General features: G+C 44.3%; 16 protein-coding genes and 1 pseudogene. 14 read left to right on the forward strand and 3 right to left on the reverse strand.

The window, feature by feature from the left end; genetic code table 11:
- Positions 1-242: 242 nt before the first annotated feature.
- A complete protein-coding gene (locus DW159_RS10135) occupies positions 243-1,922 on the forward strand; it encodes an ATP-dependent nuclease (protein WP_117550487.1) in 1,680 nt (559 codons plus the stop codon).
- A 120-nt stretch (positions 1,923-2,042) separates the two neighbouring features.
- Entirely contained in the window at positions 2,043-2,963 is a 921-nt protein-coding gene (locus DW159_RS10140; RefSeq protein WP_055223542.1) for a hypothetical protein, read from the forward strand.
- 99 nt (positions 2,964-3,062) lie between these two features.
- On the opposite strand, the gene DW159_RS10145 is transcribed toward DW159_RS10140, so the two are convergent.
- Positions 3,063-4,544 carry a nucleotide sugar dehydrogenase gene (locus tag DW159_RS10145; protein ID WP_022215939.1) on the reverse strand — a complete coding sequence of 494 codons (1,482 nt, stop codon included), beginning with the start codon at positions 4,542-4,544 and terminating at the stop codon, positions 3,063-3,065.
- Between the two features lie 209 nt (positions 4,545-4,753).
- Complete coding sequence (locus tag DW159_RS10150; protein WP_117550489.1) at positions 4,754-5,857, reverse strand: endonuclease/exonuclease/phosphatase family protein; 1,104 nt, start codon at positions 5,855-5,857, stop codon at positions 4,754-4,756.
- Positions 5,858-6,249: 392 nt separating this feature from the next.
- Between DW159_RS10150 and DW159_RS10155 the strand changes: the two genes are divergently transcribed.
- Positions 6,250-6,786, forward strand: coding sequence for a VanZ family protein (locus DW159_RS10155; protein WP_117550491.1), 537 nt, complete (start codon positions 6,250-6,252; stop codon positions 6,784-6,786).
- A gap of 38 nt (positions 6,787-6,824) precedes the next feature.
- The gene (locus DW159_RS10160; RefSeq protein ID WP_117550493.1) at positions 6,825-8,330 is read left to right on the forward strand and encodes a C69 family dipeptidase; all 1,506 of its coding nucleotides are present in this window, start codon (positions 6,825-6,827) and stop codon (positions 8,328-8,330) included.
- A gap of 61 nt (positions 8,331-8,391) precedes the next feature.
- On the opposite strand, the gene DW159_RS10165 is transcribed toward DW159_RS10160, so the two are convergent.
- Positions 8,392-9,276: an AraC family transcriptional regulator gene (locus tag DW159_RS10165; protein ID WP_117550495.1), complete on the reverse strand. Its 885-nt coding sequence runs from the start codon at positions 9,274-9,276 to the stop codon at positions 8,392-8,394.
- Positions 9,277-9,451: 175 nt separating this feature from the next.
- Here DW159_RS10165 and malQ point away from each other — a divergent pair.
- The 10 genes and pseudogenes from malQ to DW159_RS10215 form a co-directional block, all read left to right on the forward strand.
- Positions 9,452-10,930: pseudogene (gene malQ / locus DW159_RS14230) on the forward strand (4-alpha-glucanotransferase); the annotation flags it as partial.
- A 48-nt stretch (positions 10,931-10,978) separates the two neighbouring features.
- Positions 10,979-13,228: a glycogen/starch/alpha-glucan phosphorylase gene (locus DW159_RS14235; RefSeq protein ID WP_242992672.1), complete on the forward strand. Its 2,250-nt coding sequence runs from the start codon at positions 10,979-10,981 to the stop codon at positions 13,226-13,228.
- Between the two features lie 172 nt (positions 13,229-13,400).
- On the forward strand, positions 13,401-14,918 hold the full coding sequence (locus DW159_RS10175) for a response regulator transcription factor (RefSeq protein WP_117550595.1): 1,518 nt from the start codon (positions 13,401-13,403) through the stop codon (positions 14,916-14,918).
- Positions 14,919-14,976: 58 nt separating this feature from the next.
- Positions 14,977-16,689 carry a sensor histidine kinase gene (locus tag DW159_RS10180; RefSeq protein ID WP_117550499.1) on the forward strand — a complete coding sequence of 571 codons (1,713 nt, stop codon included), beginning with the start codon at positions 14,977-14,979 and terminating at the stop codon, positions 16,687-16,689.
- A 285-nt stretch (positions 16,690-16,974) separates the two neighbouring features.
- A complete protein-coding gene (locus tag DW159_RS10185) occupies positions 16,975-18,276 on the forward strand; it encodes an extracellular solute-binding protein (protein WP_117550501.1) in 1,302 nt (433 codons plus the stop codon).
- A 107-nt stretch (positions 18,277-18,383) separates the two neighbouring features.
- A complete protein-coding gene (locus tag DW159_RS10190) occupies positions 18,384-19,778 on the forward strand; it encodes a carbohydrate ABC transporter permease (protein WP_117550503.1) in 1,395 nt (464 codons plus the stop codon).
- Positions 19,778-20,656 (forward strand): sugar ABC transporter permease, encoded by an 879-nt coding sequence (locus DW159_RS10195; RefSeq protein ID WP_117550505.1) that lies wholly within the window; start codon positions 19,778-19,780, stop codon positions 20,654-20,656. The genes DW159_RS10190 and DW159_RS10195 overlap by 1 nt, the downstream gene beginning before the upstream one ends.
- 50 nt (positions 20,657-20,706) lie before the next feature.
- Positions 20,707-22,416, forward strand: coding sequence for an extracellular solute-binding protein (locus DW159_RS10200; RefSeq protein WP_117550507.1), 1,710 nt, complete (start codon positions 20,707-20,709; stop codon positions 22,414-22,416).
- A gap of 2 nt (positions 22,417-22,418) precedes the next feature.
- Positions 22,419-23,117 carry an HAD family hydrolase gene (locus DW159_RS10205; RefSeq protein WP_117550509.1) on the forward strand — a complete coding sequence of 233 codons (699 nt, stop codon included), beginning with the start codon at positions 22,419-22,421 and terminating at the stop codon, positions 23,115-23,117.
- 379 nt (positions 23,118-23,496) lie between these two features.
- Positions 23,497-24,297 carry an SDR family NAD(P)-dependent oxidoreductase gene (locus tag DW159_RS10215; RefSeq protein WP_004851555.1) on the forward strand — a complete coding sequence of 267 codons (801 nt, stop codon included), beginning with the start codon at positions 23,497-23,499 and terminating at the stop codon, positions 24,295-24,297.
- Positions 24,298-24,531 lie beyond the last annotated feature (234 nt).

Consider the following 24,531-nt stretch of genomic DNA (forward strand, 5'->3'; position numbering starts at 1 on the left):
ATATTACGGTATGTGATGCTTATAATTGCGAAGATAACACCAGTATGGGGAGATGTCAATACGTTGCATATATTCATTATGATGTGTGAATGTGTAATTTTATAATTGCTCACAAAACGACATAAATATTGATTTAAATAGAAAACATATTAAAATTACGGTATATACGTATTCGATATTGGCACATAAAACAGTGATAAATCTATCAACCATAAATATATTGTAGTAGAAAGGAGTCACCCATGTACAAAGGAATAAGATTCAAAGGCTACAAAGCCTTCACCGCCGACACATACACAGAACTTGACAACCTCCCAAGGGTGTCAGTGATAATCGGCAAGAACAACAGCGGAAAATCAAGTGTCATCGACGTGGTGGGGATGATGTATGACAGGATGTATGCATTCAGAGAGCAGATCGCATCCTGTGCGGACGAGATCATCGCGGAGATACCGGTCACCCGGGAGATGTGTGACAGCTTGCTTCGTGGGTATTCATCAATTCAAGGTTATACAAGCGGAACCATGTGGAACCTGTCAAATGGACGTTCGATAGGATACAGGGTGGAGCCTGAGGACAGTGGTGGTTACATAGTGGAGTGGAATGACAGACTGCCTCTATGGAATACTTCATATGCAAATGGAGTGGGAGTTGATATAGGTAATGAGAGGGACAGATATGTATTCAGACACGTTGCTGCGGAGCGCAATATTGTTCCCGAGGAGGAAGAGAAGCTTGGTGAGACTCTGGAGGATCTGTCCAGCACTGGCAGTGGTGCAAGCAACATTATTAGGGCATTTCTGAACAATAGCAGTTACGATGAGACGATAATTGAGGACACTCTTCTAAAAGCGGTAAATGAGATCATGAGTCCGGAGGCTGTATTTGAGAGCATAAGGGTGCAGCAGGTACAGGATGGATATGGGAATATCCGGTGGGAGGTGTTTCTCAAGGAAAAGGGCATGAGCAGGTGCCCTTTGTCACGCATGGGAAGCGGTCTTAAGACGATCATTCTGGTGCTGCTAAATCTGCTGGTTATACCGGAGCTGGAGGGGTATAAGGATAAGAAGATGATCTATGGTTTTGAGGAGCTTGAGAATAATCTTCACCCTGCCATGCAGAGGAAACTGTTTGAGTATATATATGAATTTGCTGAAAAGAATGATGTTCAGGTGTTCATCACGACCCATTCCCATGTGGCGATAAATGCATTCTACGACAAGGACGATGCTGTGATATTCCATGTGTACAAGCAGGACGGCAGAGCATTTGTCAAAAGGATAGAATCGTATCTGGACAAGACCCGGATACTGGATGATCTGGACGTGAAGGCAAGCGATCTTCTTCAGTCAAATGGGATTATATGGGTGGAAGGACCGTCAGACAGAGTGTATATAAAACACTGGCTAGACATGTATTTCCCGGACCGTTTCGTGGAGGGCGTGCACTACCAGTTCCTGTATTATGGTGGAAGACTGCTGTCACAGTACTCGGCTGAGGAGATGACGGAGCTCATAAGTGTTATCAAGACCAACAGAAATGCGGTCATTGTGATGGATAGTGATAAGAAAAACAGGAATGCCCGGCTGAATGATACCAAGAAGAGAATAATTCAGGAATTTGATGATCTTGGGATGATGTCATGGGTTACTAAGGGCAAGGAGATAGAAAATTACATCCCAAAGGAAGTCATAGAGGAAGTTCTGGGAATCAGTTTGAAGAAGCCGTGTGGACAGTATGAGCTGTTTCCTGGTTACATAGAGCCGTATTACAGAGGCTTTGCAGGCAAAAAGGTCAAGTTTGCAAGGAGTGTTGCGGAGCATATGACCTTGGAGAACATGGCTGGTATGCTGGATGTGAAGAAACAAGTTATGGAACTCGGTAAGCGGATATCTGATTGGAATGGTGAGCCCTATCACTGATAAAAATGCTCCTTGAAATCCCCCACCCACTTCTATATAATTAAAATATATTTGTTGCGGAAAATGAACTATTCAGCCCGGTTTTACAGGGCTGAAGTTCAATACCAGGGAGGATTTACTATGAGGTTGGTTACAAGATCGGATTTTGATGGACTTGCGTGTGGCGCACTGCTGAAGGAAGCGGGAATTATTGATCATTGGAAGTTTGCGCATCCGAAGGATCTTCAGGACGGATTGATTGAGGTTACGGAGGATGACTGCCTTGCAAATGTGCCATTTGTTGAGGGCTGCGGACTTTGGTTCGATCATCATTCAAGTGAGCATGAGAGATTGGCGCTTGAGGGTAAATACAAGGGGGAGAGTCGTATAACTCCATCGTGCGCTAGAATAATCTATGAGTATTATGGAGGCAGAGAGAGATTTCCGCAGTTTGACGATATGATGGAGGCTGTTGATAAGGTTGATTCAGGTAATCTTACCATCGATGAGGTACAGAATCCAAAGGGATGGATACTTATTGGATTCCTGATGGATCCTAGAACCGGACTTGGAAGATTCAGAAATTTCACCATATCAAACTATCAGCTCATGGAGAAGCTTATAGATGCATGTCGTACCATGACCACTGATGAGATACTTGCCATGCCGGATATACAGGAGAGAATAGTTCTGTATAATGAGCAGACAGAGAAGTTCAAGGAGATGGTCAAGGCACATACCATAGTGGACGGTAATCTTATCATAAGCGATCTTCGCGGAGTGGATCCGATATACACCGGCAATCGTTTCATGATATACAGTATGTATCCTGAACAGAATGTGTCAGCGTGGATAGTAAGCGGACGTGGTGGACAGGGATGTTCGGCAGCAGTTGGATACAGTATCCTGAACCGCACAGCGACCATGGATGTTGGAAGCCTTATGCTCAAGTATGGTGGCGGTGGACACAGGAAGGTTGGTACATGTCAGTTCAAGGATGACGAGATGGATACAAGACTTCCTCAGATGCTTGAGGAGCTCAAGGCTCAGGCTAATTCATAAGAAATATTGACAAAAAATAACCGAATGATACAAGTTTTAATTCGTATCATTCGGTTATTTTTTATGTTATAAAAATGTTCTTAAAGGTCTTCTTAAAGATTAGTCTCTCTGGAACAGATCTCTTGTGTATACCTTGTCTTTGATGTCGTCGAGGCATGAATTGTACCTGTTGGCGATGACAGCGTCGGACATGGATTTGAATTTGTCTAGGTCATTTACAACTTTGCTTCCGAAGAATGTGGTTCCGTCTTCAAGGGTTGGCTCGTATACAACGACGGTTGCGCCCTTGGCTTTGATACGCTTCATGACACCCTGTATACTGCTCTGGCGGAAGTTGTCGGAGTTGCTCTTCATCGTCAGTCTGTATACACCTATGACACATTCCTTCTCCTGGGCTGCTGAGTAATCCCCGTTATTGTTGTAGTCGTAGTAGCCTGCGATGGAGAGAACGCGGTCTGCGATGAAGTCCTTTCTCGTTCTGTTGCTCTCAACGATGGCGCTCATCATATTCTGAGGCACGTCGTTGTAGTTGGCAAGGAGCTGCTTTGTATCCTTTGGCAGACAGTATCCGCCGTATCCAAATGATGGGTTATTGTAGTGTGTTCCGATTCTTGGGTCGAGACATACGCCGTTTATGATGTCCTGTGTGTTAAGTCCCTTCATCTCTGCGTATGTGTCAAGCTCGTTGAAGTAGGACACGCGGAGTGCGAGATAGGTATTTGCAAATAACTTTACAGCCTCAGCTTCGGTGAAGCCCATGAACAGAGTGTCTATATCTTCCTTGAGGGCACCCTCCTGAAGCAGTGCGGCAAATGTATGGGATGCCTTAACTATCTTCTCGTCATTCTTGTCTGTGCTGACAATTATCCTTGATGGATAGAGGTTGTCGTACAGTGCCTTTGATTCACGAAGAAACTCTGGGCTGAAAATGATATTTGACGTGTTGTATTTCTTCCTTACGGACTCGGTATATCCAACTGGTATAGTTGATTTGATGACCATGATGGCATCCGGGTTGACCTTGAGGACGAGCTCGATAACGGCCTCAACGGCTGATGTGTCGAAATAGTTCTTGTTGCTGTCGTAGTTTGTCGGAGCAGCTATGATTACGAAATCTGCATCCTTGTATGCTGATTTGCCATCGAGAGTTGCTGTGAGATCAAGCTCCTTCTCGGCGAGATATTTCTCAATATAGTCGTCCTGTATAGGGGATTTCTTGTTGTTGATGAGATCAACCTTTTCAGGGATGATGTCAACTGCCGTTACATGGTTGTGCTGTGCCAGCAGGGTCGCAATGGACAGACCAACGTAACCGGTTCCTGCCACTGCAATGTTCAGTGGGGATGGAGACTCGAGCTTGTGTGCGCCAGCATTGATGAACATTTCTGTGAGGTCGAAGTTCAAAACCTCTGACAAACTTTCGAGCTGCTCTATAGAAGGAACAAAATCCTTCTGCTCTATTCTGGAAATGAGTGCTCTGTTGATACCGGTTGCATCGGCGAGCTGAGCCTGGGTCATACCCTTTTCTTTTCTTCCGTTCATGACAGTGTCGGCGAGACGTGACTGTGATAATTTCTTCATGATCAAAATTCCTTTCTCTGATGAGTATTCTCTATTATTCTTAGAAGTATTATTCAAAACTAGCAACAAATGTTAATATTTATAACATTTACAATGCCATAATACATGTAAAAACGGCATAAATCAAGAGAAAAATGTATTTTAAACATAAAATCATACACAATTAATGTTAATTAAAATAACATGCATAAAACAACTGAAAATATAGTTTATTTCAACGCAACATCGAGTCTTATCGGATTGTGATCGCTGTTTTTAAAATCCAGATCTATGGTCTCTGTGGAGTTGATCTGCAAATTGCTCGATACTATGAATCCGTCGATGACATAATATTGGAAACTCTCGTGGTCATGTCCTTCGTATGGTTTGTCCAGGGATCGGCATGTCGGAGCTGAGGAATCGGTGGTGCAGGTGAAGGAATCTCCAAATTCAGATACATCTATGCTTCCTGGTGCCCACAGGTCAGCGGACTGCTGAGGGTATGCGGACAGATCCACATTTGAAAAAGTCTGGTTGAAGTCGCCTCCTGCGATAACGTAGTTCCCTGCTGCAGCCTCATTTTGGAGAATGTCGGCGAGCATCCTGGTCTGGGCGGCTTTGCCCTCGCCTGAGTCATAAGCCTCCAGGTGGAGATTTACTATGACGAGTTCGTGTTCACTTCCGGCAATCGGTATTCTGGACACGATCAGGCATCTTTTCAGGTTACACAGTCTGATCGGGTAGGAAAATGGACATGGAAGCTGTATTCTTTCTGCATCCGATACTTCAAATGAGCTGAGAGTCATTATTCCTGATGTCACTCTGCCGATCGGTGGAAGTGGATATGGAACCATGAGTGTTTTGTAGTTGTAGGCGTATGAGCTTGTGTATGACGGCAGCTTTTCCCTCAAAATATCGGCTTCGTTTATCTTGTGGCTTCTGGATGATCGCGCATCGACCTCCTGGAGAAGAAAGATGTCAGCGGCAAGTGAATTCAGCTCTGATGTGATGGCCTCCATATTGTCGTTTACCTGCTTGGCTGTGGAAGTGTACACACTGTCTCCTCCGTCCATGAAAAAGTCAGCATTTGCACCGAGGGATCCGTAGCCGAGATTCCATGTCACGATGGATATGGAGTCGCCGACAGATGGTGAAAGCTTGGCTGAGTCGGTTGCATTTTTGCCAAATGTGCTTCCAGATGTGACCTCAAGGGATTCGGAATCGTCTGGCTTGTATTCTGTTATAGTGAGAACTCCTACAAATATTATGGCGGCCGCAAGGATTACGCCGAGGACGATACAAGTTATTTTTAGAATTTTTTTTGCTATTATCATGTTGGATATTTCCTGTTCTATATTTGTTCAGCCCGTCCAAATGGTTAGTTGGACTGACATGTAAAGTATATCAGACGCGGTGTATGTAAACAATGTGTAAAATGACACATGTTGGGAATCGTGGTATAATGTAGCACGCTGATGCGTGCGCAGGTCATCGTGATGACACATGACGACATATGATATAATGTAGCATGCTGATGAGACGTAGGTCATCGCGCATATGTGAGACGTATGATATAATGAGCACAAGTGAGCCAACATGCTTGCATGATTGGCGAGCGGCGAATTGGATCATGATAGTTGCGACAGCAACGGAAAGCACCGTAGGTGCGAATCATGATATAATGAGCAGCGAGACATAGTATAGTATAAATTTTTGAGGGGAATTTATGTTTGAACTTATTATAAAAGATATAATGGAGGTCGCGGGCTACCTTCCGATAGGTATTTTGTGCGGGTGCATAGCAGTCGTTACTTATCTCGTGTATACAGTGAGTCCTGCAGGAAAAAAGGTCAGTGCCGGCGGACGTGTGAAGAAGTCAATAGTGTGGTTTCTGCTGGTGGTGTATCTGGCGGTGATGGCAGTTACTGTGTTCCTGTCCAGAGAGCCGGGCTCAAGGCAAGGCATTGACATGACGCTGTTTCAGACGTGGGGAGTGACGCTCCAGGAGCACGCATTTGTCATAGAAAATATATTGCTCTTTGTGCCGTTCGGCGTGCTTTTCCCGCTGGCGGTGGCTGGAAGTAAGAATGGCGATGGCAGGGCGGTAGACAGGTTGTCCAAATGTACTGTACTGTTTGGATTTCTGTGCAGTGTCTGCATAGAGACGGTTCAGCTTATAACGGAGCGCGGTTACTGCCAGCTCGATGATGTGGTTATGAATACCCTCGGAAGCCTTGCGGGATATATTATATTTTTTTCATAAAAAAGATGAAAAATATAAAAAAAATGGAGGAATAGATCATGCCATGTACAACAATACTGGTAGGAAAAAATGCGTCTTATGACGGTTCAACAATAATAGCGAGAAATGACGATTCGGGTGCCGGTTCGTACACGCCGAAGAAATATGTGGTTGTGAAGCCGGAGGAGCAGCCAAGAATATACAAGTCGGAGATATCCCATGTGGAGATTGAACTTCCGGATGATCCGATGCGTTACACCTGTGTTCCAAATGCGCTGGCGGGCGAAGGAATCTGGGCGGCAAGCGGAGTGAATTCTGCAAATGTGGCTATGACGGCGACGGAGACCATAACCTCAAATCCAAGAGTGCTCGGCGCGGATCCACTGGTGTGCTATGAGCCTGCGGAAGGAGATAAGCCTGAGAAGGCTGGAGGTATAGGCGAGGAGGATATAGTCAGCATCACACTTCCATATATAAAGAGTGCAAGGGAGGGTGTTAAGAGACTTGGCAGCCTGCTTGAACGATATGGAACCTATGAGATGAACGGAATTGCATTTCAGGATGTGAACGAGATCTGGTGGCTTGAGACCATCGGAGGACATCATTGGGTCGCGAGAAAAGTTCCTGATGATGTGTATGTTGTCATGCCAAACCAGTTTGGTATGGACGAATTTGATATGGCAGATGCAATGGGAGCGCAGAGCGAGTTCATGTGCTCGGCAGATCTTCCAGAATTTATAGAGAAGTATCATCTGAACGTGGAGAATATGGAGGACATGATCTGTCCACGGGATATATTCGGCAGCCACGACGACGCGGATCACGTGTACAACACCCCGAGGGCATGGTTCATGGAGAGGACGCTCAACCCGAATTCGGCAGTCTGGGACGGACCGGATGCGGACTTTACGCCGGTTTCGGATGACATTCCATGGTGCATGATACCAGAGAAGAAGGTAACCATGGAGGATGTGAAGTATGTGCTTTCTTCGCATTATCAGGGAACTCCGTATGATCCGTACGGCAATTACGGCGACAATAAGATGCGCGGGGCATATAGATCGATAGGTGTGAACAGGACGGATTTCATGTCGGCGATCCAGATGAGACCATATGTTGGAGAGGAGATCTGCACTGTACAGTGGATAGCATTTGCATCGAATGCATTCAATGTCATGGTTCCTTTCTATGCAAATGTAGACACGACTCCTGAGTATCTGGCAAATACAGGGGCGGATATTTCCACGGACAACTTCTACTGGACCAGCCGTATGATCGCGGCGATGGCGGACGCATCTTATGCGAAGTCGGTGTTCCATATTGAGAGATATGACGAGAAGGTCATGTCTAAGGCTCATGAGATCATATACAGGTATGATGATCTTCTCGGAGCTGATAGGGATGTGCAGACGGATGCTGTCAGTAAGTTGGGGCAGAAACTCAGACAGCAGGCCAATCAGGAGATGGCGGACATGGTAAGGCAGGCGGCAAGCGACACTCTTGGGAAGGTGCTTTATGAGCTGAGCAATCAGATGAAAAATTCATACTCCAGATCGGATGCGTAACTGAAGTATGCATGGCGCAGTTTGAGTGGTGACTTTTCAGTAGGGAATATACGCTCTGTTGTCAGTTGTGAGTTTCTCTGTACCGGCTCGGTGTCACGCCATATTTTTTCTTAAACATTCTGTTGAAATATGACAGGTTGAAGAATCCGCAGTTTTCTGCTACAGACAGCACATTCTCATCATTTGTGGAGAGAAGTCTTGCGGCAACATTCAGCCTGAAGTCGTTCAGATATGATACAAATGACACCCCCATGGTGTTCTTGAAAAATCGCATAAAATGGGATTCAGAGAATCCACAGTAGGAGGCTATATCCGTTATGGATATGGCCTCTTTGTAATTTTCGTCTATGTAGGAGAGGATGAGTTTTGTTCTCTCCAGATCCCTGGCTCGGTTCTTCCTGTCTGCCTCATCCCTTGCGGTGGAGTTGGCATAGAGAATGTAGAAGAATTCAAAATAGCATCCCTTAAGTGCAAGGTGGTATCCCTTTGGCGTCTCTGAGCAGAGCTTGTCTACCCTGTTAAGACACGCGGAAAGAGACGGATATAATGGATCGTCCCTGTCATAAATACTCTTGATATCCAAGTCGCCCGCCAGCAGAGGCAGGAAAAACTCGCTGTCCAGTGAGTCGTGATTTCTGGATCTGAACATGTCGACGGAGAAAAGAATATTCTCATATTCCATTGAATAGCCTTCGTGCTGGGAGATTCCGTGAATGTGTCCTGGCAGGATAATGACTATGTCACCCTCCTCAACATAGTGAGTTGTGAAGTCCACAGTCACATTTCCCTTGCCTTTTTTGATATAGATAATCTCCATAAATTCATGCCAGTGCAGAGACACAGAATTGAAGTCAAGTGGTATGGAGCACAGGTAAGTATTGTACGGAAACATCGGGTCCGCATGGGTCTTATTCTCCAGAAGATTTTCGTATTCAAGACTGTTCATATAACCATGTGCCTCCTTTTTGTTCATAAATTCGACGATTTTTTACAGCTTTTACCTTTTGTACATCATCAAGATGATAGAATTGTACAATTAATTGCTTATATAATGCAAGCATAAAAGGGGAAATGCTAATAAAATACAAGCCATAACAGGAACTATTTAGGAGGTATCAGAGATGAATAAAGCGTTGGAGCGTGGCGCAGGAATACTCCTGCCGATAAGCAGTCTCCCATCACCGTACGGAATAGGAACCATGGGAAAAGATGCTTACGAGTTTGTCGATATGTTGAAACGTGCAGGCCAGAAATACTGGCAGGTTCTTCCGATAGGACCTACAAGCTTTGGTGACAGTCCATATCAGTCATTTTCAGCATTTGCGGGCAATCCGTATTTTATCGATCTGGATACATTGATAGAGGAAGGACTTCTCACAAAGGAGGAGGTAGAATCCTACAAATGGGCTGACAGTGATGACGAGATCGACTATGCCAGACTGTACAGACAGAGATTTGAAGTACTCAGAAAAGCATTTGGCAGATCAGAGCACAAAGACAGCAGGGGTTACGCAGATTTCATAAAGGAAAATGAACAGTGGATAGATGACTATGCGCTGTATATGGCGATCAAAGCTGATCATAACAACAGAGAATGGCTTGCGTGGGAACCGGCGATCAAGAAGAGAAAGCCGGAGGCTATGGCAGCTTACAGAGAAAAGCTTGGTGAAGACGTGGAATTCTACAAATTCCTTCAGTTCAAGTTCTACGAGCAGTGGATGCCATTAAAAGGGTACGCCAACAGAAACGGCATAAGCATCATTGGAGATATTCCGATCTATGTGGCACTGGACAGTGCTGATGTGTGGGCGAACACGGACCAGTTCCAGCTGTCCGGAAGCCTTGCACCGGCGGTTGTGGCAGGATGCCCACCGGACATGTTCTCAAGCTACGGACAGAAGTGGGGCAACCCGATCTATGACTGGGATGTCATGGAGAAGGATGATTTCGCATGGTGGAAGAAGAGGATTGCTGCATCGGCAAAGCTCTACGATGTGATCCGTATAGATCACTTTATCGGAATAGTCAGATACTACAGCATCCCGGCAAATGGCGAGCCGAAGGATGGCTACTACAGACAGGGACCGGGAAAGAAGCTCATCGATGCGATAGACAGTGCGATCGGCTCATCCAAGGTCATCGCAGAGGATCTCGGTGTGGTTGTGCCTGAGGTTCAGAAGCTTGTGAATGAGTCAGGTTATCCGGGCATGAAGGTTCTGGAATTTGCATTTGACGGCAACACGGCAAATGAGTATCTGCCACACAATCACGCCAAGAACTACGTAGCATATATCGGAACCCACGACAATGACATGTTGAAAAGCTACATCAGCGGACAGAGTGAAGATCTTCAGGAATATATGATGAAATACCTCATGGCTGACAGTCTGGATGATGTGGCGGAGAAGATGATACACGCGCTTTACATGAGTTCAGCGGACACGGTCATACTTCAGATGCAGGATATTCTTGGCAAGGACAACAGTGCCAGAATGAACTATCCATCAACGCTTGGCGGCAACTGGAAGTGGCGGCTTACCAAGGGAGCAACATGGGAATTTACACAGAAACATATAGATAAATTAAGGGATCTCACCAGACTGTATGGAAGAAACAGGGTGAAGACGTATATTTGTAAGGAGGATATTATGTTAAAGGACATTTGCATGAAGAAATACAACAAGGAGATCAAGGATTGTACAAATGAGGAGATATACTTCGCACTCCTTGATATGACAAAGAAGCTCGCAGACGGAAAGGTTTCAGAGGAGGGACAGAAGAAGGTTTATTATATCTCAGCAGAGTTCCTCATTGGAAAGCTTCTCTCGAACAATCTCATCAACCTTGGTGTATTTGACGAGGTTAAACAGGTGCTTGCTGAGAATGGCAAGAGCATCTATGACATAGAGGAGGTTGAGCCGGAACCATCACTTGGAAATGGCGGACTTGGAAGACTTGCAGCATGCTTCCTCGACTCCATGGCAACCCTCGGACTTCACGGAGATGGAATCGGACTTAACTACCACATGGGCCTGTTCAAGCAGGTATTTGAGAACAACTACCAGAAGGAGACTGCAAATCCTTGGATTGAGGCAGACAGCTGGCTTGAGAAGACAGACGTTACCAACACGATTACATTTGGCAACCTGAAAGTCCAGTCAAGAATGTACGATATAGATGTAACCGGATACGAGAACAGAACAAATAAGCTCCACCTCTTTGATATCGAGAGCGTTGACGAGTCCATCATGGAGCCGGACGGAATTAGCTTCGACAAGACAGACATTGCAAAGAACCTGACACTCTGCCTGTACCCGGACGACAGCGATGAGGCTGGAAATCTTCTCCGTATCTACCAGCAGTATTTCATGGTGGCAAATGGTGCAAAGCTCATTCTTGATGAGGCTAAGGCAAAGGGTTCAAATCTTCACGACCTGGCTGATTATGCAGCAGTTCAGATCAATGATACACATCCTTCAATGGTGATTCCTGAGTTCATCAGACTTCTTACCGCTGAGGGAATATCATTTGACGAGGCTACAGAGATCGTGACAGAGGTGTGCGCATACACCAACCACACTATCCTTGCAGAGGCTCTTGAGAAGTGGCCGCTTGCTTACCTTGAGAAGGTTGTTCCACAGCTTGTTCCTATCATCAAGAAGCTGGACGAGAAGGTTCGTAACAGATACAAGGATGAGAGCGTATATATCATTGACGAGGATCAGAGAGTGCACATGGCACACATCGATATACATTATAGCCACAGTGTAAACGGTGTTGCATACCTTCACACAGAGATCCTCAAGGATTCTGAGCTGAACAACTTCTACAAGATCTATCCTGAGAAGTTCAACAACAAGACAAATGGTATCACATTCAGAAGATGGCTTCTCCACTGCAACGAGCAGCTTGCAGCTTATATCACAGAGCTTATCGGTGACGGCTACAAGAAGGATGCAGAGAAACTGAATGACCTCGCTAAGTTCTATGATGATGATGCAGTCCTTGGCAAGATCATGGATATCAAGAAGCAGAACAAGGTCGTTCTCAAGGATTACCTTAAGGAGACACAGAACATTGACATAGATGAGAATTCTATCTTTGATATACAGGTTAAGAGACTTCATGAGTACAAGCGTCAGCAGATGAACGCACTCTGGGTTATCCACAAGTACTTCGATATCAAGGCAGGAAATCTTCCAAAGACTCCTGTGACTGTAATATTTGGTGCAAAGGCAGCTCCTGCATACACCATCGCAAAGGATATCATTCATCTCATCCTCTGCCTGCAGCAGCTCATTGATAATGACCCAGAGGTGAGCCCATACCTCAAGGTTGTCATGATCGAGAACTACAATGTGTCAAAGGCAGCAAAGATCATACCTGCATGTGACATTTCAGAGCAGATCTCACTTGCATCAAAGGAGGCATCAGGTACCGGAAACATGAAGTTCATGCTGAACGGCGCGCTTACACTCGGAACAAGAGATGGTGCAAATGTTGAGATTGGAGAGCTTGTCGGCGAGGACAACATTTACTTCTTCGGCGAGTCAAGCGAGGCAGTCATCGACCACTATGCAAAGGCTGATTATGTGTCAAAGGATTACTACGAGCAGCCTGAGATCAAGAAGCTTGTTGATTTCATCGTGAGCGATGAACTCCTTGAGATCGGACAGAAGGAAAGCCTTGAGAGACTTCACAACGAACTTATCGTAAAGGATTGGTTCATGACACTCCTGGATGTTGAGGATTATATCAAGACCAAGGAAGGCGTACTTGTAGACTACGAGGACCGCAAGACTTGGGCAAAGAAGGCACTTGTCAACATCAGCAAGGCTGGATTCTTCTCATCAGACAGAACCATCGCTGAGTACAACAAGGACATTTGGAGATTATAATATAAAACTTAGTTTATTTCACAGCAGGGGACGGAGGGGTCAGGCACCTCCGTCCCCTTTTGATTTAGGTTTTGGTGGCGAACAGGAAGTAAGTCGGTTATAATTAAATATACTAAAGTTGGAATGTGATACGAAATCAGTTCACATCAAGAAAAAGAAAGGCAGTGGAGAGATGTATAGAATACTGATCGTTGATGATGAGAGAATAGAGAGAAATGGGATAAGATTCCTTCTGAAAAAGCTGAATATGGAATTTGATATCGACGAGGCAGTAAACGGGCTTGATGCATTGGAGAAGATACGTCAGGCGGATTATGATATCCTCCTCACCGATGTGAAGATGCCTTTCATGGACGGTATAGAACTCATTGACAATGTGGTAAATGAGAAGAAGAAAATGAGATGCGTGATATTCAGCGGCTGCAATGAATTTGATTATGCTAAGAGAGCAATAAGGCTGGGAGTTGTGGATTATATACTGAAACCGGTCGATCCGAAGGAGTTTAAGGAGACGCTGGAGAAGGTTGTGGATGAACTTGAGGCGGCTAAAGCCTCGGATGAGCTCAAGAGCAAGAGTATGGAATTTCTTTATGAGCATGCGCTATATATGCTTGTAAATGGCGAAGATATAGAGAGTATACGCAGAGAGTACAACGGTCTGAACCTGAATTTCGCCAGATTTAAGAGAATTCTGCTGGTTGAATTTAATCACGATTTCTTTGGAAGACGAGATGTAGATTTCAAGAAAAATGAGAAGATAATGGCACTTGGAATACAGAGATACCTCAATCTGAATCAACAACAGGAACTTATTTTTCTGGGAGATGAAACAGATGCGGTTTACACGGCCCAGGAGCTTGCCAGGATAATTAAAAGTGATTACGATGAGGAATGTTTTATAGCAGTTTCATCGGATATAGAGAACCCTGAGGATATGAAACAGAAGGTAGATGAGCTTGATGAGCTTATGGACAATAAGTTTTATCATCCGGAGATAAAGGTGTTCTACCCAAATATGGAGAGCGATTCGTCAGGAATGATCCAGTTTGATGATGACACTCTCATGAAACAGATGAAACAGGACATCAAGATGAAGGATGTGGAGGCATTCAGGGAACATTTTGACAAATTCTGTGAAAAGTACAGGCACAAGAATGAGTGTTCACAGATATATATAAAGTTTCTCTACTCAAATCTTTTGAAGGACATATATGGCAGTATAGATGGGACCAGTGAGGCGGATCTTAACAAAGATGTTGAAAAGATGTATATGACGACGGATTTTCAGAGCCTTACAGGTCTCGTTGAGGTTGCGATAGACAGACTGGCGGTCTGCTTTGAGGACAAGAGTCAGACCGGACATAAGGAAGTGGAGATAGTAAAGCAGTATATTTACAGGAATTACGGGAGCGAGCTTGGCATAGATATGCTTGCGGATATGGTATATCTTGCCCCAAGTTATCTCAGCACAGTGTTTAAGAAAGAGACAGGACAGAACCTGAGCAAATTTATCAAGTCATACAGAATGGAGCGGGCAAGGGATATGCTTGAGAATAGTATGGCGAAGATTGTAGATATAGGTGCGATGTGTGGTTATCAGAATGTATCCTACTTTTGCTCGAGTTTCAGGGAGTTTTATGGAGTGAGCCCTCAGAAATTCAGGGAGAGCGGTGTTGCAGGCGGTGAGTAGACATACAGCAGACTTGGAAAAGGACGATTGCAGAACTCGTTAAGCAGGGGGATCGTAGATGAACAAAGGTGGAGTCAAGAAGAGATTTCGTGATATGAAGCTGACTGGCAAAATGGTTGTTATTTATCTGCTGGCCGGACTTGTGCCTGTTATGATAATACTGGGTATAACATATATGGAGATGAAAAAGATCCTGTGGGCCCGGGAGACAACAATCTTGGAATCTTATGTCAGCCAGACCACGGATTCCATGGACAATGAATTGGAGATATACAACAACCTCTCTAAATATATATCGTATAACCAGTCGATTGCAAAGATACTGAGCGCAGATCAATCGGCATATCAGAATTATGAGCAGTTCAGTACGGTGATCGATCCTCTGCTGGCATCAATCATGTATTTCCATGAGGATGTAAACCAGGTCACGATATATACTGATGCCAGTGATGTGAAACATGGGTCAACAGTTGCACCATTAAAAGATCTGGCGGATGGAACGCATGCATATGATGATCTGGATAACAATATACACTGGCATATTGACCTGGAAAGCCGCACAGCATTTTCAGTCAGCCGGATGGCCATGCTGGAGCAGAAGGGCGCCAAGGGCGTTTTGTATGTAGGAGTGGATTATGACAATGTATTTCAACCGTTTTACACACAGACAATGTTTGATAATTATGGGCTTATCATAGAGGACGAGTATGGTCATATGATATTCAATAAGAATACATTTGATGATGAGCAGTCAGCATATGAATTGGATGTGGACAAATTCGATGTTCTGAGGCAGAAGGATAATTCGGGGTATCAGTTCATAGATAAGACATCCAAGGCGACCGGCTGGAACATATGTGTATACAAACCGAACAGACTTATAATCTCATCGGTCCGCCCGATACTTATAATAGCGGTGGTGGCACTTCTGGTAAGTATGCTTGCAGGTATATTATGTATACATATGGTGTCAGAATTTATAACGAAGCGAATAAAAAATCTTCAGAAGACTATGAAGGCCACCGAGACAGGAAATCTGGGTATGGTTATAGAAAATGACAGTACTGATGAGATTGGAGATCTTATAAACGGCTATAACAGCATGAGTAAGCGCCTTGATGAGACTGTCAATGAGGTATATCAGAGCAAGATCAAGGAAAAAGAATACGAGATGAGGGCACTTCAGGCCCAGATCAATCCACATTTCCTATACAATTCTTTGTCTATGATCAACTGGAAAGCCCTTGAGGCGGAGCAGGAGGATATAAGCCGGATCACCCTGTCTCTGTCCACATTCTACAGGACAGCCTTGAATAAAGGCAAAAACATCCTGCTTGTCAAAGATGAGATAGCAAATATCAAGTCGTATCTTGATATCCAGCTTGCCATGCATGACAACAGCTTTGATGTGGTGTACGACATAGATGACAGTATCTTAAAATATGAAACATTGAATCTGATACTTCAGCCGCTGCTTGAAAATGCGATAGGACATGGAATTGACGTCAAGACTGACGGCAGAGGGGAGATACGCATAGAGGGAAAGGAGAATGGAGATTTCATTGACTTTACCGTATCTGACAACGGTGTCGGTATGACAAAGACCCAGGCCGCCCTGATCCTGTCCAAGTCGTCCAATGGCTACGGTGTGTCAAATGTAAACGAGAGGATCAAGCTATATTATGGAGAGGAGTACGCGGTGAAGATCGAAAGCACCCCGGGAGCCGGCACGAAAGTAATGCTCCATTTCCCAAAGAGAGTAGAAAACTAGAAAATCATACAAAAATACGAAGAGTGGATGTACCTCTTGAAGCATATTAAAGCTCAAGAGGTACATTTTTTGTATACTGTTAATAAAATCTACATATGTGGACATAATAAAATTGCTAACATTCTTTTGACTAAACCAGAGTATATCTAAAAAATCCAACATGATTCTAAAATCATTGATATATACGGATTGGAAACGTTTTCTTATAATAATGACATAAGGTAAAGGTACTGCAAAGGTGTTAAAAACATTCAATCAAAACTATATTTTTAAGGAGGAACGGTTATGAGAGTTAAGAGATTTGCAGCAGTTGCACTTGCGGGTGTAATGGGAATGTCAATGCTGGCAGGATGTGGAGATTCAGGAAAGGATGAGTCAACAACAGCAGCAAAGAGTGATGCAACAGAGGCTACAGATGCAACAGAGGCAGCTTCAGAGGAAGAGGCAATCAAGACAACACTTACAGTATGGGGACCAGCTGAGGATCAGTCACCTGATTACGGCGAGTGGTTACAGACAACATGTGAGGCATTCAAGAAAGAGCATCCAAACTGGGATATCACATTTGAGTATGGTACATGTAGTGAGGGTGATGCAGGAAAGACTGTTACACAGGATGTTTCAGCGTCAGCAGATGTATACATGTTCGCAAATGACCAGTTACAGACTCTGATCGATGCAGGTGCTATCTCAGAGCTCGGCGGAAGCACAGCAGATTACGTTAAGTCAACAAATTCACAGGCGATCGTAGATTCTATCACAGTTGATGGCGGTATCTATGGTGTGCCATTTACAACAAATACATGGTTTATGTACTACAATAAGAAGACATTTTCAGAGGATGATGTAAAGAGCCTTGATACAATGCTTGAGAAGGGTAAGGTTTCATTCCCACTCACAAACTCATGGTACATCGCAGCATTCTACCTTGCAAATGGCGGAACATTATTCGGTGATGGTACAGACAATGATGCAGGAATCAACTTCGGTGGCGACAACGGCAAGGCTGTTACAGACTACCTTGTAGATCTTGTAAACAACAAGAACTTTGTAAACGATGAGTCAGGTGTTGGTATCTCAGGTATGACAGATGGTTCAATATCAGCAATGTTCTCAGGCTCATGGGACTACGCAGCATTACACGATGCACTTGGCGATGATCTCGGAATCGCAGTTATGCCAACAGCCAAGATCGGTGGTGAGGACAAGCAGCTCCTCTCATTTGCAGGATCAAAGGCAATCGCTGTAAATCCTAACTGTGAGTATCCACAGGTTGCAGTTGCACTTGCACTCTACCTTGGAAATGAGGCATCACAGGAGTCACACTACACAGCAAGAAACATCGTTCCATGTAACACAAGCCTTCTTGAGAGCGATGCAGTTAAGGGCGATGCACTTGTAGCAGCTCAGAATGCAACATTCGATACAACAGCATTCATCCAGCCATTTGTTCCTAAGATGGGCAACTACTGGACACCAGCAGAGAACTTTGGTAAGTCACTCGTAAATGGTGAGGTTACACACGACAACGCAGCAGATATGACAGAGTCATTCAACACATCACTTAACACTGATGTAGCACAGTAAAAAATACTAGTTATATATTTCAAAAACAGGTGCTCCATTCATCTACAGGTGATGGAGCACTTGTAATAAGAAGAGATAATGATTTACTTTGAGACGGAGGTGTTAGGATGGCTCAGGCTATAACAAATAAAAAAAGCAAAATAAAGAAAATACGAAGATCTGATTACCCATATACCGTTGCACAGGCAGCGGCAAATGGAGACATAGCTACCAGAATTTCATTTCTGATCTTGGGGTTTGGAAGCATAGTCAGAAAACAGTTTGTAAAGGGATTTTCGTACCTGGTACTTGAGGTACTGTTTATATGGTTTATGATAAAGCACGGAGCATCACTCCTGGTGGATCTCTTCCATCTGGGTGGTCAGGAACAGCAGAAGGTCTGGAATGATGCAAAGGGTGTATTTGAATATACACAGGGTGACAACTCTCTGCTCATGCTCCTGTACGGTGTGGCAACACTGTTTATAATTTTCGCATTCATCTGCCTTTGGGTAGTAAGTATAGAGAGCGCATACAAAGCGTATTGCCTGTGGGATAAAGGCAAAAAGGTTCCAAAGTTCAAGGACGATGTGAAGAGTCTGTTTGACAGCAATCTTCATGCTTTTCTTCTTCCTCTTCCTGTACTTGGAGTTGTTGTATTTACGATATTGCCATTGGTTTTCATGATCTTTATGGCATTTACGAATTACAGCAAGCTTGATTCACATACAGTTATATTCAACTGGGTTGGACTGAAGAATTTTGCAAAGATATTGAACTTTAGTGATGCAATAGGAAGTACATTCTGGTCAGTGCTTGGCTGGACGCTTGTTTGGGCTGTGGCAGCCACATTCAGTAACTACTTCCTTGGAATGATACTCGCAATGGTGATCAACAGAAAGGGAACCAGGGCAAAAGGTATGTGGAGAGCGATTTTCATGCTCTCAGCAGCGGTTCCGCAGTTTGTATCACTTCTTCTGATGAGGACTATCTTCAGTCAGAATGGTATCGTCAATACATTACTTATAAATAACGGAATAATCGACAATGCTATTCCATTCTGGAGCAATGCAACACTTGCCAGAGTCATGGTAATTGTCATCAATATCTGGATAGGAATTCCATTTACCGTCATGCAGGTCACAGGAATTCTCCAGAGCATACCGGAGGAGATATACGAGGCTGCGAGAGTTGACGGCGCAGGCCCGGTAAAGATCTTCTTCAAGATCACTCTTCCTTATATGTTGTTTGTCACAGCACCATATCTGATAACAACATTTGCGGGAAATATCAACAACTTCAACGTTATCTACCTTCTGTCAAATGGAGCGCCTACTCCGGTTGGAAAGACTGCCGGAAAGACAGACCTTCTTGTCACATGGCTCTATAAGCTGACGGTTGATAACCAGTACTATAACTTAGGTGCTGTTATAGGTATCATGACATTCATAGTTCTCGCTGTTGTGTCACTGGTAACTTACCACAACACCGCATCATATAAAGATGAGGAGGGATTTCAGTAATGGCTAAATCAAATAATAATGAGATTAAAGCAAGAAGCAAATGGACACTGGGAGACATCGTGGTTCATATCATACTGGTAATCCTTTCGGTTATCTGGGTACTGCCGATCGCATGGATAATCATGATAAGCTTCAGAGGAGAGAAAGGACAGTATGTTTCAACTCTGTTGCCAAAGTCTTTGACTCTGGCGAACTACACAAAGCTTTTTACAGACACAGGTATCCTGAACTTTATGCAGATGTTCAAGAATACTTTGATAATAGCAATTTTCTCATGTATAATATCAACAGCGTTCGTGCTTGCAGTTTCATACTGTATGTCAAGAATGCGTTTCAGACTGAGAAAGCCATTTATGAATGTGGCACTTATACTTGGAATGTTCCCGGGATTCATGGCTATGATAGCAGTGTATTACATCCTTAAGGTTCTGGGACTTTCAGAAGGCTCACTCATCAGGGTTGCTCTGGTACTCGTATATTCAGGCGGTTCAGGACTTGGATTCTATATCGCCAAAGGATTCTTTGATACTATACCAAAGTCGCTGGAAGAAGCAGCATACCTTGATGGTGCTACAAGATGGCAGTCATTTACAAGGATAATCATACCACTCAGCCGTCCGATCATAGTTTATACGGTTCTGAATTCGTTCCTTGCACCATGGATTGATTTCGTGTTTGCCAAGGTTATATGCAGAGCCAACAAGGACTATTACACAGTATCCATCGGACTTTGGAACATGCTCGAGAAAGAGTATGTGTACAACTGGTTCAACTCATTTGCGGCTGGTGCAGTGCTGATATCCGTACCGATTATCATTCTCTTTATGTTAATGCAGAAGTGCTACAAGGACAGCATGTCCGGAGGCGTAAAGGGTTAAGGATAATATATGAAATTATTTGCAAAACCTAAGTGGAATGAGGAAAGCATATGCCAGCAGAGAGATATAAATTCAAGTATCTGAAAAAAATAATAACATGTGTGCTAACAATTACCCTTATAATAATATGTGGCTGCCAGGACAATAATACCCCCTCCAACCCGTCTAAGGCGACCACAGATGCAGAATATGAGTCTGCCATGCATATTGCGGAGACAACGCCGCTTGGAAGGTATCCGGAACAGCTCACCTATACCCTGGGCAAGCTGTCCGGTGCAAATAATTCAAATCTCCCACAGGGAGAAACGTATGAAAATAACGCATACACACAGATATTAAATGAAATCTTAAATGTGCAGAACCAGGATATATTTGAGGCTGCTGATGATCAGTATGATGACAATGTATCCATGGTGATAGCACAGAAGGATCTTCCGGATGTGATGATCGTCCAAGATATGGATGAGCTGCAGTATCTGGTGGAAAATGACATGATCGAGGATCTCACAGACAGTTATAACAACTGCATGAGTGAAACGGTAAAGAACATATATAAGAGTTATGGCAGCAGTATCATGGATGTGGTCACATTTGATGACCGTATCATGGCCATACCTGAGACAAATATATCAGATGGACCAAATCTGATATGGCTTAGAAAAGACTGGATGGATAAGCTGGGACTTGAGGCTCCGAGAACACTTTCGGATGCGGAGGAGATCATCAGGCAGTTTATTGAGAAAGATCCGGGAAATAATGGTGTAGGAAGTACCGTAGGGCTGGTGGCAGACACAAGTCTCTGCGGCGGTTGTGGTTATAGCAGCGAGTACACGCTCGACATTGTATTTGCCGCATATGGGGCATTTCCGAAACAGTGGATAAAGGATGAGGACGGAAATGTCGTGTATGGTTCTGTACAGCCGGAGGCAAAGAAGGCTCTGGAGCATATACATGAGATGTACGAGGAAGGGATTCTGGATCGGAATTTCCTCATGCGGACAAGCAGCAACATAATAGAACTCATAGTGAATGGACAGTGTGGTTCATTCTTTGGACCATGGTGGGCGCCAAATAATCCTCTTATGGACGCTGTAGCGGCCGATCCAACAGCAAAGTGGGAACCATATCTGCTTGCCACAGAGGAAAACGGCTCAACGAGTTATCACACTCAGGTTCCATATGGCAACTTCGTGGTAGTCAGAAAGGGATATGAGCACCCGGAGATAGTGTGCAAGATAATAAGTGTGCTGTTTGACTATGTAAGATATGAGGACAAAGACAATCAGGCTATAAAGGATTACTACAAACTCAATGTGGATCCTACCGCAAGACCACTTGCAATGAACGTGGACTACAACAATGCACTTCAGATATGCTATGGCGAGCTGAACCACGTGTTCTCTGGCATAAGGCAGCCGGATGATCTGAATCTGCTGGAACAGTCTTATTATGAGGCGTGTGAGTCATATCTCAAGAATGAAGATAATGCGTCATCGGAGGACTGGGCGGCATATACATCCCGTATAACTGCATGCAAGATCCTCAATGATGCGCGTACAAATAAAGTCGAATCTCTGTACTTCGGTGAGACTGAGACCATGGTGTCAGACTGGTGGCACCTTGAGAATCTGGAGAGCAATACTTACCTGAAGATAGTTACAGGTGAAGCAGATCTGGATGAATTTGACAGTTTTGTGGACAACTGGTATAAGTCCGGTGGAACAACGATCACCGATGAAGTTCGAAGGGAGTGCCGGTAGATATGATAAGAGCAATAGTATTTGATTTAGATGATACATTATACGACTGCCTTCACGAGAATGATAAGGCAGTGGATGACACTGTGAGATATGTGGCAAATGAACTTCTTCATATAGATGAAGTGACAGTGATGAAAGCCTTTGAAGAAGGCAGAGACATGGTAAAGGATCAGCTCTCTGCCTGGGATATGGCGGCGCAGCACAATAGGGTGCTGTACTTCCAGAAGATGCTGGAGATTCTGGGGGTATCACCATTTAAGTATGACCTGCAGGTGTACAACTATTTCTGGAACAATTTCCTGAACAAGATATCCATATTCCCCGGGGCATTGGAGTTTATAGATGATATGAAAGCCAGAGGAATAAAGATTGGTATCTGTACAGATATGACTGCGCATATCCAGTTCAGGAAGATAGACAGACTTGGACTTACGGGCAGACTTGACGCAATGATAACAAGCGAGGAGGCTGGTATAGAAAAGCCGAACCGCAGGATGTTTGATATGATAGCTACAAAGCTGGGCGTAAAGAACGATGAGGTCATCTATGTGGGCGATAGCTACAAGAAGGATGTCATGGGAGCGAAAAATGCTGGAATGACACCGGTGTGGTATTTGTCGCTGCAGAACAAGACGGACGAGGATGTACTGGCTGTGTCCAGCTATCCGGAACTTAAGAACATAGTGAATAGGGCGATATAAAAATGCCGGAGTGCGTGATAATTAACAATCACATACTCCGGCTTATTTTGTTTAATATCCGTATTTCTTTTAATTCCATACAAGGAAGGTGATAGTTATGACAAGGGTCACAGCCTCCGCCACAGCCACTGCACACCAGATTCCATTGATGCCAAACACCATAGGCAGCATCAACACCGCTGCAAGCTGTATCACCAGTGTTCTGAGGAAAGATATGCATAAATATTTTCATTTAAAGGTATGTGAAGGTGTTGTTTTGGGGCGGCCGTGTGGCTATAATAATAGACATGGGCTATGAAATTATAGATATATGTTATGGTTGACAGAAATCTATGCGGTGTGAAGAAGATAGTCATGGCCAGGGAAGGAGTGTACACATATGGGTTTTTTAACAGGTAAGACAGCGATAATAACAGGAGGCGGACGTGCAGTTCTCAGCGATGGAAGCTGTGGATCCATCGGATACGGAATAGCGACAGCATATGCCAAGGAAGGTGCCAATCTGGTGCTTACAGGACGTAATGTCCAGAAACTTGAGGATGCAAAGGCAGAGCTTGAGAGCAAATATGGGATCAAGGTTCTTGCAGTCCAGGCTGATGTAAACGCAGGTGCGGACAACGAGAGCGTCGTCAAGAACGTTGTGGAGCAGGCAGTTAAGGAATTTGGAAGAATAGATGTGCTCATCAACAATGCGCAGGCATCTGCATCAGGCGTTACCATCGCAGATCACACAACAGCACAGTTTGACCTTGCCATATATTCAGGTCTTTACGCTGCATTTTACTATATGCAGGCATGCTATCCATATCTGAAGGAGACAAAGGGTTCAGTCATCAACTTTGCATCAGGCGCAGGTCTCTTTGGAAATTACGGACAGTGCGCATATGCGGCAGCGAAGGAAGGCATTAGGGGCCTTACAAGAGTTGCAGCTACAGAGTGGGCAGCTGATGGAATAAATGTCAATATAGTATGTCCTCTCGCATGGACATCACAGCTTGAGAACTTTGAGAAGGCATATCCGGATGCGTTCAAGGCAAATGTAAAGATGCCGCCTATGGGACACTTCGGAGATGTAGAGAAGGAGATCGGACGTGCATGCGTGGCACTCGCATCACCGGATTTCAAGTACATGAGTGGTGAGACGATCACACTTGAGGGCGCAATGGGACAGAGACCATAGTGCAGTCAATATATCAAATATGGCTTATGCTATGATAATAGAATATGACGTAGATGCGGATCCTGATTCGCGGCTTGCATAAAAAATGAGCGTAACACAGTAATACCCAGATGGGAAATGTGTTATGCTCATTTTGTTTAGCCGACTCAGTCATCAACTATATCTCAAACCAGATGGCCGTCCGTTTATCGTTAAGGAGAAACAAGGTTTCTTAAAAAAATATGAAATATCTGC

The organism is Coprococcus sp. AM14-16 (genome assembly GCF_003434675.1).
GTDB classification, from domain to species: Bacteria; Bacillota; Clostridia; order Lachnospirales; family Lachnospiraceae; genus Coprococcus; species Coprococcus aceti.

Bases quoted from the DNA above. Each gene is read 5' to 3' on its own strand.
- DW159_RS10135 (WP_117550487.1), top strand. From the start codon at position 243: ATGTACAAAGGAATAAGATTCAAAGGCTACAAAGCCTTCACCGCCGAC.
- DW159_RS10140 (WP_055223542.1), top strand. From the start codon at position 2,043: ATGAGGTTGGTTACAAGATCGGATTTTGATGGACTTGCGTGTGGCGCA.
- DW159_RS10145 (WP_022215939.1), bottom strand. From the start codon at position 4,544: ATGAAGAAATTATCACAGTCACGTCTCGCCGACACTGTCATGAACGGA.
- DW159_RS10150 (WP_117550489.1), bottom strand. From the start codon at position 5,857: ATGATAATAGCAAAAAAAATTCTAAAAATAACTTGTATCGTCCTCGGC.
- DW159_RS10155 (WP_117550491.1), top strand. From the start codon at position 6,250: ATGTTTGAACTTATTATAAAAGATATAATGGAGGTCGCGGGCTACCTT.
- DW159_RS10160 (WP_117550493.1), top strand. From the start codon at position 6,825: ATGCCATGTACAACAATACTGGTAGGAAAAAATGCGTCTTATGACGGT.
- DW159_RS10165 (WP_117550495.1), bottom strand. From the start codon at position 9,276: ATGAACAGTCTTGAATACGAAAATCTTCTGGAGAATAAGACCCATGCG.
- DW159_RS14235 (WP_242992672.1), top strand. From the start codon at position 10,979: ATGTTAAAGGACATTTGCATGAAGAAATACAACAAGGAGATCAAGGAT.
- DW159_RS10175 (WP_117550595.1), top strand. From the start codon at position 13,401: ATGTATAGAATACTGATCGTTGATGATGAGAGAATAGAGAGAAATGGG.
- DW159_RS10180 (WP_117550499.1), top strand. From the start codon at position 14,977: ATGAACAAAGGTGGAGTCAAGAAGAGATTTCGTGATATGAAGCTGACT.
- DW159_RS10185 (WP_117550501.1), top strand. From the start codon at position 16,975: ATGAGAGTTAAGAGATTTGCAGCAGTTGCACTTGCGGGTGTAATGGGA.
- DW159_RS10190 (WP_117550503.1), top strand. From the start codon at position 18,384: ATGGCTCAGGCTATAACAAATAAAAAAAGCAAAATAAAGAAAATACGA.
- DW159_RS10195 (WP_117550505.1), top strand. From the start codon at position 19,778: ATGGCTAAATCAAATAATAATGAGATTAAAGCAAGAAGCAAATGGACA.
- DW159_RS10200 (WP_117550507.1), top strand. From the start codon at position 20,707: ATGCCAGCAGAGAGATATAAATTCAAGTATCTGAAAAAAATAATAACA.
- DW159_RS10205 (WP_117550509.1), top strand. From the start codon at position 22,419: ATGATAAGAGCAATAGTATTTGATTTAGATGATACATTATACGACTGC.
- DW159_RS10215 (WP_004851555.1), top strand. From the start codon at position 23,497: ATGGGTTTTTTAACAGGTAAGACAGCGATAATAACAGGAGGCGGACGT.